We start from the raw sequence: 13,327 nt of genomic DNA, 5'->3' as shown, positions 1-13,327 counted from the left end.
TTCAATTTGCTTGCGGTGCAGCGTAGCGGTCTGTAAGGAGAATACAATATCATGATGCCTAATTATTAATCGATAACATTTTGTTATGTTTTTAGGTGGATGGCGACCGGAACTGCGGTTACCATGGGGCAGGACACACAACCACTTTCCTGAAACCCACAAGCGCAAGTCACCCATGGACTGGTCAGCTTTCAACATCAATCTCAAGAGCCTGGAATGTTTCCGCGCGATTATGGCCACCGGCAGTGCCACCGCGGCAGCGCGCCATCTCGGGCTGACACAACCAGGTGTTAGCCGGCTGCTCGGCGTGCTGGAACAGCAGCTGGGTTTCGAACTGTTTTACCGGGAGAAGGGTCGTCTCATTCCCACCGAGGAGGCCCTCACCCTGCATCCTGAGGTGGAACTAGCGCTGGACAGCTTGGAGCGGGTAACCAAGCTGGCCAGGGGACTGAAGGATTCGGAAACCAGCGCCCTGCGTATTGTGGCCCCTCCCAGCGTCGCCGAAGGGATACTCTCGGACCTGGTGAGCCGTTTTCTCGCCAGACACCCCAATGTACAGATCAGCCTCGATTCCCACAGTGTCGAAACCGCCACAAAAATGGTGGCGCTGCGCGCAGTGGACTGTGGATTCCTGAAACTACCGGTAGATCAACCGGGGCTCACGGCCCAATTGCTGTTTACGGCCAGCACCGTTTGCGCACTGGCCAGCCATCACCCGCTGGCGGCGAAGAAAACAATTACCGCAAAGGATTTGGAGAACGAGCCGCTGATTCTGCTGGGAAAGGGTCGGCACTCGCGGGTTCAGATCGAAAATGCGTTTGCCATTGCCGGCGTAAAGATGCGCGTGCAGGTGGAAACGCACACCATCGCCGCCGCCTGCGCCTTCGCCCGCCGTGAAACCGGCATTGCGCTAGTGAACGAAACACTTGCCCAACAGTACGCCGGCGAGTCGCTGGTTTTCCGCACCTTTGTGCCGGAAATTACTCACGACTACGCGTTTGTGACCTCGGCCCATGCACCGATGACACGCACCACGCGCAAATTTTTTAACTTCTGCACCGCGTTTTTCCACAGCAAGCGTACTAATCCTGCAAGTCCCGCTACTGTCGAATAACTCTGAACAAAAAAGGGCGATGCGACGTCACACTTGATCCAATCAGCTCCGAGTAGGAAGCCGAGTACAGTCTTGCAGCGCAAATCCCGTGTGAAGAGATCTAGTGGCACTGATGACAGTAAGGTATAGAAGCCGGCAATTGCTACAATTCAATCGCTTGGCTTTCTAGGGTATGAAAAAACTGACTTGCAACTTCAAAGAAATCGCTATTCTGTGGTTATAGCTGTGGTTATCACTGATATTAGCCTTCTAACCCGTAGGCACGACAGGAACGTCAGAAGATGCTTCGATTCCGCCTCTGGGCACCATAAACAAAGCCGTACCCGAAAGGGTGCGGCTTTGTTTATGGTGCCTGGTGGCGGATGAGCACCTCCGATGTGGTTCGACTAATCGCGAAAGCGATTTGCAACGAGCGCGCAAGCGCGAAGCCCGCAGGGTCGTAATAGCCCCTAGGCTATTACGATTCTTCCGCCTCTGGGCACCATAAACAAAGCCGTACCCGAAAGGGTGCGGCTTTTTTTATGGTGTCGAGGGGCGGATGAGCACCCCCGATGTGGTTCGACTAATCGCGAAAGCGATTTGCAACGAGCGCGCAAGTGCGAAGCCCGCAAGGCCGGAACAGCCCCTAGGCTGTTCCTACTATTCCGCTTCCACGCCGCCGCTTAAATGGCAGAGCTATTCGACCGTATTAGCCCCATCGACGTGGACCGACCAAATACGACAGCATTTGGACAAGCGAGCACAAGCGCGATAGCCACAAATACGCCCCCGAAATTGAACTTCGCTATTTCGTTACTGCACAAACACCTTACCGCCCTTCATCACAAAGTCGACATCCAGCAACTCCTCGATATCGACCAGCGGTGATCCTTTCATGGCGATTATGTCCGCCTGTTTGCCCACCTCCAGCGTGCCGAGAGAATCGCCCATATCGATCAGATCTGCCGCGTTGACTGTGGCGGACTGAAGGATGGTCATTCTGTCCATGCCGGCTTCGTGCATCAGCACCGCCTCGCGGGCATTGTCGCCGTGCCTGGACACCCCGCTATCGGTACCGAAGGCGATCTTCACCCCCGCCTTGACCGCCTTGCCGAAGTTGCCCTTCATGTCGGTGCCCACCCGGATCGCCTTGGCTTTCTGCGCATCCGTCAGCACCTCGGTATTCTTCGCCATATTGACCACTGTCTCGCCGGCGAGCAGCGTCGGCACCAGGTAGGCGCCGGTGCGTTTGAACAGGCGGTGCGAATCCGGTCCCGCATAGGAGCCGTGCTCGATACTGTCGACCCCCGCCTCCAGGGCGGCAATGATGCCCGCTTCGTGGTGTGCGTGACTCGCCACCTTGCGGCCCATGCGCTTGGCCGCGCTCACGACTTCCCGGAGTTCGTCCATTTCCATCTGCTGCCCGGTGCCAGTGGCGCGGTCGGTGAGCACGCCGCCAGTGGAAGTGATCTTGATCAGGTCGGCCCCGTACTTGATTGCGTGGCGCGTGGCGCGGCGGCAGTCAAAGGGTCCGTCGCAGATGGTCTTGTTTTTGTCATCGTGGAAGGCCATGTATTCGGGACTGATGCCACTGATATCGGCGTGGCCACCGGTAATGCCGACTCCGCCGGCGGCGACGATCCGCGGCCCATCGACCCAGCCGTTATTGATCGCATCGCGCAGGGCGTACATTTCCTGGGGGCTGGAGCCCACGTCGCGCACGGTGGTAAAGCCTGACCGCAATGTGCGCATCGCGAACATATGGGAGCGCATCTGTACCAGGGGCATAGACATCTTGAGGGATTCCGTATCGTTGTCCGGCCCCAACTCCCCCTGTAAATGCACATGCATATCCATCAGGCCCGGCATGACGAAACTGTCCTTCAGATCGATCACATTGGCGCTGCCCTCGCGCACGAATCCGGCGCGGACATCGGTGATAACACCATCTTCGATCACGATGCTCTGCTGTTGGAACGGTTTCTGGCCCGGGACGGCGAGCAGCTCGCCGGCGTGGATGATGGTGGTCTTGGCAAAAACGCCGGCGGAAAAGAGGGTGGCCGCGAAGGCGGCAAAAATAGGCTTCTTCATAGTCTTGTAGCGGTTGTTATTTTAGGAGCCAAGCTACTGAAAAATCCGCACGGCGGCAACGCAAAAAAAAAAGATTCTGGCGAAGGTCGATAACGCAGAAATGCTGTCGCATATTAAGTGGTAGCCAGCCCGATTAGTGAAGCGCCATAACCTGGACGCCCATGAGCATCCCTCAACAGTGGCAAGACCTGTGTGGTCTCAATCACCCTTTCGTCGAATTGCCCTGGAGCATCGGGAACTGGCAACGCCGATAAGCGGCCAGCCGCCTGTGCAGCTAATGCGACAACTTCCGCCACACGAACAATCCTGACTAACCGTTGTTTCGCGCGCTATCGATACCCGAAATACAGGTTCTCGTAAGGCTTGCTACAAAACTGGAATAAAGGCGTCCTTGCTTAAGCAAACTTAGCTGTAGTAAAAAGTGTGATCTGCGTCACCATTTTTATGCGCCACCTTTCCTTCCGCGCATCAAGACAGTATCTGGCATCAAATGGCAATTTACGCACCCGGTTTCAATGTCTTTCAACCGGGGCGGGCAATAAAGTTGCTGCGCCGGAGTGAAAAGTCGACATCCGGTATGGGCAGTGGGGCCAGATTCCAAATGATGCTGGATCAATCACAGCGACGAGAATAACAACGATATCCATGAAGCCAGATACTCAGCTACTGAAATCTGTATGGGAAGAATCCAGGCATATCCTCAGCAAGAAAGAGGTGGGGCTGCAGAGATTTGAACTGGACAAGCTCATCTCCTCCGCATTCAGCAACGGCCCCTTCTATTTCTACGTCGTCGATTTTGCGACCATGGAACTGAGCCATGTCAGCCCGGCAATCGCTGATATTCACGGGCTGGATTCGCAGACTGTAGTTTTTCAGGACATTCTCGACCAGATTCACCCGGAGGACATGGATTTCGTTTCGCGCGCCGAAAGCAGATGTATCGATATTGTCTACAAGCACACGCCGCCGGAAAAACGAAGTAAATACAAGATGTCCTATTGCCTGCGATTCAGGACGGCCGACGGCTCTTACCAGCTGTTCAATCATCAGGCCATCATGCTGACCGCCGATAAAGACGGCAATCTGTCGAAATCCCTGAATATCCATACCAATATCAGCCACCTGACCGAAGAAAATAACTACAGGGTCTCCGTGATCGGCATGCTCGATGAACCCTCCTACTTGAATATGGACGTCAGTGAAAAGACCCAATTGCCGACACCAACACAGGATCTGTTCAGCGAACGGGAAATGCAGGTGGTCCGTTTGATGTCTCAGGGTCTTACCAGCGAAAAAATTGCCCGCGAACTTTGTATATCACCAAATACTGTCAAAAATCATCGCAAAAATATCCTTAATAAATCCGGCTGCAAGAATACTGGTCAGCTGGTCACAAAGTGCATAACGGAAGGGCTGCTATAAGTTCATCGCGCCTTGGACGCACTCGGGACGAGGTTTTTTGCGGCGCAATTCGGTGGGCACAAAAAGGACATTCGAGAACCGATGCAAGAAAATGCGATACCAAACACACAAGTACTGCGGGACGTGTAGAAAAAGAACAGCGCAAACCTCAGCGCACGCAGAATAGATCTTGCCGCTCACGAAATTGACAGACTGATCTCCTCCGTCTTCAGCAACGGGCCCTTCTACTTCTATCTTCTCGATACGGCTAACGCCAACATGAAGTTGGATTTTGTCAGCCCCGACATTGCTGCCATTCACGGCCTGAATCCCTTGACGGTTACTTTTCAGGATATCCTCGACCAGACACACCCGGACGACATGGAGTTCGTATCCAAAGCCGAGAGCAAGGCCTTCGAAGTTGTTATGGGCAGCATAGCGCCGGAAAAGCGAAAAAAGTACAAGGTATCCTACTGCTTTCGCTTCAAAACCGCCGATGGCACCTATCAGCTGTTCAATCACCAGGCCATCATGCTGACCGCCGATCCTGAGGGGCGGCAAGCCCTGGCGCTCAACATTCACACAAACATCAGCCATCTTACCGAACAGAATAATTATCGGCTGTCTGTTATCGGCATGTTCGGCGAGCCATCTTTTTTGAACATCGATGTCTGGGATTCAAGCGGGCAGCTGTCGGCCTCAAATCCGCTGTTCAGCGAGCGCGAAACCGAAATCATCAAGCTGATCGCAAAGGGGCACACCAGCACCTCGATCGCAAACGAGTTGTGTATTTCCAGCAATACGGTCAAGAATCACCGGAAAAATATCCCGCGCAAGTCCGGCTGCAGGAACACGGGACAGCTGATCCGAAAATGCATTACCGAAGGATTGCTATGACTCTTGTTCGTCCTAACGGGCGACAGCAAGAAACGCGCAAAATAGCCCTTTTGGACTATTGCCGCGAACACGCGGTAGTGGCACTTTAAGCGTGAGTTCTCGAATCCCCGAAACAATTCGAGGCTCAGCGGAACAGGGAAGTACCGCTTACTAACCCGCCCCAAAAATGGGCTTCTGGCGACGGATTTGCCGGATCTTAGTAAGCGATTCAATCAGCCAGTTTTCAGGATGCCCCCATCGGCTCCGCGACAGATCTGGCCCTCTCCTCTCCAAACAGGCATTTCACCAGCTGCAGGGCAAACTCCAGCGCCGTTCCGGGCGCCTGGCTCGTGATCAGCTTGCGATCAACCACCACTGCCGCGCCACTGATCTCCCGGGCCTGCTCGCGCAACTCCTCGCGGAACCCGCGGTGGCAGGTCGCGCGGTATCCCGCGAGCAAGCCGCGGCGCCCCAGCACCACCGCCGGCGCCGCACAGATGGCGCCCAGCCAGCGCCCCGCCTCCATCTGGTCGGTAACCATTGTGACCAGCGCCCGGCAATTGTGCAGGTGCTCCGCACCCGGCATCCCGCCCGGCAGTGCGATCAGATCCCAGCGGCTGCCCGTGCATTCGCTCAGCAAACGGTCGGCCTCAATACTGACGCCGCGGGACGCGGTGATACGGCGGCTCTGCATCACTGAAGCCAGCGTCACTGCCGCCTCGGCGCGGCGCAGCACATCGACAATGGTGACGATTTCGATCTCCTCGGAACCGTCGGCTACCGGTACCAGTACCTGTTTCATCGATATTGATCACCATGCCGATTCGGGCACCGCTTATCGGCTTGCTGCTACTCCGCCTGCACCTCAACCGTCACCTTGGCCCTGGCAAAATTGCCCTGCCCATCGCTCGCCCAATAGTAAAATCTATCGGTACCAATAATGTTTATGCCCGGGCGATAGGTGAGTGTGCCGTCACTGTTACTGAATACCCGGCCATAGACTGGCTGCACCAATCCGTCTACAGATAGCTTGTCCCCATCGGGATCACTATCGTTACCGAGTACGTCAATCACCAGCTCCCTGCCGCGGACTGCCCGCACACTATCATCCCCGGCAAGCGGCGGTTTGCTGGCGAGATCAATTACTCCGCTATATTTGGCACCGGCCCAATCGTCATGCGGATCGCCAAGCAACTTCACGACTTTCGGCCCCAAACGGGTCTTAAAGCTGTATTTATGAATCTCCGCGGTCGCTCGATCGCTGAAATACTGCTCCACGATTGCATAGACATCGCCGTCTTTGCTCTTGTAGTAGCCGTCGCGCTCAAGCAGGGCGACCATATCGTAGGCGGGCGTTTCAAATTCGTCTCCGCCGGCCGGCAGCGGGTTGGGCCCGATACTATCGACCTTGGTGCCACTGTATGTCACACCGCTGCGATAACCTGCGGACGGATCCATGTATGTGAAATTCCATCCCCCATCGATATCCACTTCAAACCTGCCGTCTACCAGCTCGTCCTTTTGGAGCAGCAGGTCCTGCTTTGGATCGTAATCTATCAGCGGCTTCTTCACGCCGATAAACTCGGTGTTAATCAGGACAAACTGATCCCTGCCTATGGCGGATGGATTATCGCTGGTGTGTTCCTTGCCGAGTCGGATACCTTCCTCGAAGCCGGCTATACGAGCATTGTTAACCACCATGTCCGAGGTGTTCGTGCCAAAGCGGATACCGAAAAGAGGTTCGCGAAAATCTTCCGGTGTATTGCCGACCAGGTCGAGATCTTTAAGCAGATAGTGGGACGTATACTCAATTGCTACGCCCGCCTTTACTTCCCACGCGGTAAAATTGCTGATTTCCGTATAGACATCGTGCTGCTGCATGGGATTTGCCTTGACCACGAACAAGCCCACCGTGCAGGCGAAGGCCTCATTGCCGAGGAAATTGCGGATCGGCACATCATCTGCCTCCGCCCGTTCCCCATAGCCGAGCGCTTCCGGCAACATAAAGTGATCGGGTGGAAAATCGATCATGCCGGGTCCGCGATGGTAGTACACATAACCGTGATTTACGCTGGCGGCAACATTATCTACCGCGCGTACCATGCGGCCCTGGAACCAAAAGCCATCCCCGGTGCGCGCCGTATCAAAGGCATCGCGGTCGGTACCGTTTTTTGGATTGAAGGCTTCATTGCCTTCCGCTTTAATCGCGATATTGCCGATCCAGGTGCCCGTCTCGTTGCCGGTTTCCGCTACGAAACCGGCACCGAACGTATCAAAGCTGGCGTTTTGGTAAAACTCTGCGTGGCTGTCATGGTGTACGAAACCCCAGCCCGGAGAGCGAAATACTGCATTGCCGACGGCCACAGCCGGATTTCGCTGATCACTGGTGCCCGTGCGGTGAAAGTGAAAGCTATACCTGCCCCGCACATTACTGTCCGCCTGGACATTTTCAACATTCTGCACCTCAAAGCTCGGGACCGATTTGTCGGTGCGCCCCAGTTCACGAAACTCGGCGTAACGCACGTCGACTGCCGGGCTGTGCATAAACATCACATGACCACGCCGATGTACCGGTAGTCGTTGCCCGTTCTCGGTAGTGATAGAGACATTGCGACTGAAGTTCGCCACTCTGGCCTTGAGATCGCCCCTCGGCGAATGGTGGTCGTACTCCAGCGGCACGTCCAGAGTCACCGCATTTGCGGCAATAGCGACGATACGGCGCACCTCATCACGGGTTCCATAGTAGCGAACGTCGCGCCGATCATTATCCCATTTCCACCCGGAGTATTGCGTTCCGGGGATTACCAGCTGGTCGCCAGGGCGCCAGTTAACCGGTTCCCGCTCCAGATAGAGAACGGTATCTCCTGCCGAAGGGGCGATATCCAATTTTGCGTGGACAGTCTTTTCCGCACCGTGAATAACGGTACTGCCGTGGGCGATTATGCCGCGACTCAACAGCATCGGATCCCACTCGGTGTCTATGTCGCCATTGTCGGCGATAATGATTTCGGCCTGTATCTTCTCGTCAAGCGGGTTGTCTTCGGTACCAATCACCAGACTACCGCGTCCATCGATATACAGCGTATCGAGGCGCAGGCGGGTGGACTTGCTCGGTGAGAACCACAGCTGACCATCCACCCGCAAGGTTTTCAGGGAAACGTCGGAAACCGTCGCATAAGTGACCAGCCGCCCGGCGGGAATCACCACTCTGGCGCCTTCGCCCGGGACCTGCCTGTTATGCCATGTCTGCGGGTCACACCAGTCGCCATCTTGCACCGCGGCGTGGGTAGCCTGCTCGAAAGGCACCAGCGCCAGCGCCGCCATATGCTCTGCCATCATCACGCCACCGTGACTCGGCATAGGTCCTTCTTCCATTGCCGGTAACCGTTGCTGAGCGTTGGAATTATCCGATGTGGCGCCGGCCGGGCACCCGAATTTGTCTGTCGTGGCGATGGTGGCGATGGGGGGAGCGGAGGCTGGATGTGCGTCAGTATAGACCCCTGCCGCGCTGCTTCCATACTGGCCCGTCTCGACTTGCCCAGTACTTGCAATTCGATCAGAGAGCCTGCATGAGCTCGCTACGAGCCCGAAACACAGGAGAAGAATCAGGCGTAGGAACATGGCACCTCCTTTCATGCTGTATGGCTAGCCGCTGCGCCACAAAAAATCCTTAATTCAGCCGCCGAAACCGACATGAAGAACTGTGCTCATCCAGAAATTCTGTGTACAAGCCGTATTCCGACGCACGCTCCGATTTACATTCCGAAGCCAGATTCCGCTCCTTTGCCAAAACCTGTCCGCGCCAGCTTAATGGACGCGATATCCCAGTTGACGCGACTACTATTATTCTCCTGTTGTTACCACGCTTCATCAGAGGATCACCTGGCAAATCGCAACTGTGGTGCAAAGCTTTGTTGCAACTATTTCCGCTACTATTGCCGCATTCTCTGCTCATTTTCAGAGAAACTATAGACAGGCCGCACGCTGCTCGGCTTTGGGAAAGTGTTGCGCGGCGATAACGAGCGGATTGTTCCACACCAGATCCCAGGAGCTGGATTCGCCGACGATTTGCTCCGCGGCTTCGCGTCCAGCACTGAGCAGTGGCGGTCGCCGCGATGTATTATGCGCGTCAGTGGCAAGGACCGTGACCAGCCCTTCCCGTAGCATCTGCTCTGCCCGGAGCTGTGCGGTATCACCAAAGCCACCGGTCAGCGACGCCGCGGTAACCTGCAGCAGGCAGCCGAGCTGGACCAGTTCCCTGACACCGTCATAATTTCTCAGGATATCTCTGTTGCGCTCCGGGTGCGCGATCATAGGCCGAATGTTGCGGCTCAGCAGCCAGGTTACCAGCTGCTTCATTCCCACCGGTACATGGCTGTGTGGCATCTCCAATAGCAGCACCCGATGCGATTCCCAACTGCCGAGAAACGGCAGCTCTTCGTCAACGACCAGCCTGGGCAACTGACCGCAAATTCGCACCTCGGCGGCACAGCTCAGCTGCAGAGGGATCTGCTGCCTCTCCAGCGAAACTCGGAACTCCTCGCAAGCTTTTCTAATTGACGCCCGTGTATTGGTGTAGCGGCCCAGATGAATATGCGGTGTGATGACCGCATGGGTAATGCCATCTGCTGCGGCGGCAGACGCCAGCGCCAGCGCCTCTTCCAGGTCTCCGGCACCGTCATCAATGGCCGGCAGCAAATGGCAGTGTAGATCTATCATGGGTAAACCGACCATCGTACATCGGGTAGTGTCGTAACGGGCCGCGTCGGTAAGCGCCGCCCGTCATTGCCGTCTACGCATGCTCCGGAGCATCTTTCTTGACCAGCGCTGCCTCCGACACGTCGGCCGATGCGGCGTCGGCGCCATAGCCGTATATGTCGGTGTAGTAATCGCCCTCACGGTTTGCCTTCGAGGTAATGTCAAACTGATTCAACACCACACCGTCAATGGGTCGTCCCGATTGCGCGAAGCGTTCCAGCCCCTTTCTAACGAGACGCTTGCCGGTCGAATCGGCCTTGATCACATACAGCATCGTTTGCACAACGCGGGATATAAGCAGCGCGTCGCTCACCGCGTGTACGGGCGGCGTATCGATGATAATGCAATCATACCTGTCGGCCAGCATCTTCACCGTGTTCGCGAATGCCGGGGATCCTAGTACCTTCAGTGCATCGGGCGGCGTGGTACCCGCGGGAATGATGTCCAGGCCCGTGTCGTGATCGTGGTAAATGCACTCCTCTATGCTATTGCTGTTTGTCAGTAAATCGGTCAGTCCCGGATGTTTTGATGGCAGGGAGAAATCCTTGCCGACGGAGGACCGGCGTAAGTCGGCGTCTATCAGCAGGACGCTCTCCATCTGCGCCAGGGCAAAGGCCAGGCTCTCGGAGACGGTCGTTTTGCCCTCCCCGGGCGCCGTTGACGTGACTCCAATCACCTTCGTCGGCTGTTCGAGCTGAGATAGTACCAGGCTTGTGCGAAGTGTCCGCACGGCCTCCGCGAAGCGGTACTGCCGCGGATCGAAATAGATCCGCAGATCCTGGCGTTCGTCCTTGATTTTCGGCAGCATTGGTATCAGGCCGAAAAGGCTTTCCTGCAGTGAAAATTCGACATCCTCAGGGTTACGCACAGCGTCGTCGAGCATATCCCGCAACAGGACGAAGGCGATACCGAACCCGGCACCGGCGAACATTGCCAGCACCACGAGCAGTTTCAGCTTATTGTCTACCGGCTGGCGCGGTGGCAGCGCGGGGTCGGCAAGGCGCGCCTTCTCTGAGTCGAATCCACTGGTTTCATTTGCCTCCTTCAGTCTGGTCAGGAAGGCGCTATAGAGGTTGCGATCGATCTCGACCTGCCGCTTTAGATCGGCATGCTGTGTATCCTTCTGCGAAACCCCCTGATACTTCTGCTTTACGCTGTCGAGCTGTCGTTCCAGCGCCCTCACGTTGGCCTGGGCCGCGCGATACTCGCTGTCTACGCGGGCGACCAACTGCTGTGACTCAGATCTTAATTTCGAGCGAATGGTCTCCAGCTCACTCCTTGCTGCGATCATCTTCGGATGCTTTGGCCCGTAGCGAAGCGACAGTTCATCGCGCTTCACCAGTGCGCTGGCCTCGACTGCCTTGATACTTTGAATAACGTTGTTGTCCTGCATCTGCGGCAGAGCGGCAAGCACATTCACGCCCCCATCGCGCTGTCTCAACTCAGCCCGTACACTGGCGATCTCCTGTAACTGTTTGCGCGCCTGCAATAATTGCGTCGTGGTCTCATTCAGTTCCTGTGCGGACAGACTGCGGATGCCCTCCATGTCAACCAGATTCTCCTTCAAGTGAAACTGGTTCAGCTTTTTCTCCGATTCCTCGAGATTCGTCCGCAATCCCTCCAGGCGCTGGTTAAGCCAGTCACTTGCGCGCGCGACGACCGCGCTACCGGCCCGGTCCTGGCTCTCGAGGTAGACGCCCGCTACGGTATTTGCCACCAGCGCGGCAAGATCAGGGTCTCCTGCCGAAAAGGTAACCGCGATCAGTTGCGTATCAGATACCTGTTTGACCGTGAGGCTCTTGGATATCTTGGTTGCTACAATGTCCCGCAACACACGCGTGGCCTGTTGCTGCTTTAGTTCCGTAAGGGTCATCGGTGGCGCGTCACCGGCGGCTGTTGTCTGCGCAGTGCTCTCCGGTGATGCAGATGTCTGATTATCTGCAGCGACTACAGGATCCTGGGCACTCGCATTTTGCGCGATTTCCTCTTCGGCCACCGGTGCCGCATCCTCCATATAGAGATCTGGTTCGGCAAACACGTCGACCGTATCGAATTGTTCGATATCGATCTTCTCATCAGCAGACGATCGCGACTCTAAAAGTGCGTACAACCTGTCACGCATGCTGACTTTATCGGCAGTTAATTTATCTAACTCGATTCCCGCGATGAAATCCGGGTGCCGGGTCAAATCGAGCTTGTCGATAACGCCTTCAATAATCATCCGCGACTTGAGAAGTTCAACCTGGGTCTGCAGGTACTCTTCATTTCTCGAGCCGGACTCATACACCTGCTTTATATCGATAAGATTGGCCTGACCCGTATCGAAGCTGATAGTCGCGGTGGCCTCGTAGCTCGGTTTGGGTACTAGCACGACGACGGCCGCCACGGCACCGAAAACCAACGCGCAGAGTATTACTTTCCACTTATTGTTGTAGATAAGCTTCCAGTACCTGCGCAAATCGATCTCTTCGAGTACCAGCGCATTTTCTGTCGACGTTTCGACATCTTTTGTATTGACCATGCCCATTAGAAGAACCTTTGCTCTACGGTTACGATGTCACCAGGGAGTAGTTCGGTAGAGAGATCAGCCTTGATTTTCTCCCGCACACTTCTGTTACCACGTTCGATATAGATTTTGTTGCGCGATGCCCGCTCGGTGAATCCCTGCGCCAGGGCTGCGGCCTTGCTTATCGTCAAGCCGGGCTGGTAGGGATACCCACCCGGGACCTTCACTTCCCCATCGATAAAGAACGGACGGTATTGCAGAATGGAAATGTGAACGATCGGCTTGATCAGGTAGTCTCCCTTCAGCCCCTTGACAATCACCCCTTCCAGTTCCGACGTCGTAAGGCCGGAGACTTTCAGTTCGCCGAGGAACGGATAGTTGATAACGCCGCTGTCACTCAGCACGGCCTCAACCGTGAGGTCATCCTCACCGTAGACTCGGATATTGATCTTATCGCCAGAACCCAGCTCATAGTCGCCCTCGACCAATTTGCCAGCGGCTTGGAGTTGTACGGAAAAAGTCCAGCAGATCAGCAGAGTTATGTTTGCGAGCAGGCAGCGGAGCAGCACTGCATTGTCCATCGCGCGAAATTTCATGTCGCT

At 55.7% G+C, this 13,327-nt stretch carries 9 protein-coding genes; 3 read left to right on the top strand and 6 right to left on the bottom strand.

The features are described from left to right. The first annotated feature begins 175 nt into the window (after window positions 1–175). Entirely contained in the window at window positions 176–1,114 is a 939-nt protein-coding gene (locus tag RRF64_RS13375) for a LysR family transcriptional regulator (RefSeq protein ID WP_323846392.1), read from the top strand. 792 nt (window positions 1,115–1,906) lie between these two features. Here RRF64_RS13375 and RRF64_RS13370 read toward each other — a convergent pair. After that, window positions 1,907–3,184 carry a metal-dependent hydrolase family protein gene (locus RRF64_RS13370; RefSeq protein WP_323846391.1) on the bottom strand — a complete coding sequence of 426 codons (1,278 nt, stop codon included), beginning with the start codon at window positions 3,182–3,184 and terminating at the stop codon, window positions 1,907–1,909. Window positions 3,185–3,829: 645 nt separating this feature from the next. On the opposite strand from RRF64_RS13370, the gene RRF64_RS13365 reads away from it, so the two are divergent. After that, window positions 3,830–4,606, top strand: a complete 777-nt coding sequence (locus RRF64_RS13365; RefSeq protein WP_323846390.1) for a LuxR C-terminal-related transcriptional regulator — start codon at window positions 3,830–3,832, stop codon at window positions 4,604–4,606. A 258-nt stretch (window positions 4,607–4,864) separates the two neighbouring features. Further along, complete coding sequence (locus tag RRF64_RS13360; protein WP_323846389.1) at window positions 4,865–5,482, top strand: LuxR C-terminal-related transcriptional regulator; 618 nt, start codon at window positions 4,865–4,867, stop codon at window positions 5,480–5,482. Window positions 5,483–5,705: 223 nt separating this feature from the next. Here RRF64_RS13360 and RRF64_RS13355 read toward each other — a convergent pair whose 3' ends face one another. The 5 genes from RRF64_RS13355 to RRF64_RS13335 form a co-directional block, all read right to left on the bottom strand. Continuing rightward, window positions 5,706–6,263, bottom strand: coding sequence for a DJ-1 family glyoxalase III (locus tag RRF64_RS13355; RefSeq protein ID WP_323846388.1), 558 nt, complete (start codon window positions 6,261–6,263; stop codon window positions 5,706–5,708). Window positions 6,264–6,310: 47 nt separating this feature from the next. Next, on the bottom strand, window positions 6,311–8,836 hold the full coding sequence (locus RRF64_RS13350) for an Ig-like domain-containing protein (protein WP_323846387.1): 2,526 nt from the start codon (window positions 8,834–8,836) through the stop codon (window positions 6,311–6,313). Window positions 8,837–9,427: 591 nt separating this feature from the next. Beyond that, window positions 9,428–10,180: a tyrosine-protein phosphatase gene (locus RRF64_RS13345; protein ID WP_323846386.1), complete on the bottom strand. Its 753-nt coding sequence runs from the start codon at window positions 10,178–10,180 to the stop codon at window positions 9,428–9,430. Between the two features lie 73 nt (window positions 10,181–10,253). Continuing rightward, on the bottom strand, window positions 10,254–12,746 hold the full coding sequence (locus RRF64_RS13340) for a GumC family protein (RefSeq protein WP_323846385.1): 2,493 nt from the start codon (window positions 12,744–12,746) through the stop codon (window positions 10,254–10,256). Beyond that, entirely contained in the window at window positions 12,746–13,321 is a 576-nt protein-coding gene (locus RRF64_RS13335) for a polysaccharide biosynthesis/export family protein (protein ID WP_323846384.1), read from the bottom strand. Before RRF64_RS13335 ends, RRF64_RS13340 begins: the two co-directional genes overlap by 1 nt. Window positions 13,322–13,327 lie beyond the last annotated feature (6 nt).

Origin of the sequence: Microbulbifer magnicolonia, from assembly GCF_035117725.1 — a bacterium.
Taxonomy (GTDB): domain Bacteria; phylum Pseudomonadota; class Gammaproteobacteria; order Pseudomonadales; family Cellvibrionaceae; genus Microbulbifer; species Microbulbifer magnicolonia.
The sequence above is the reverse complement of the archived record's forward strand: the minus strand, read 5'-3'. Positions and strand labels throughout refer to the sequence as shown.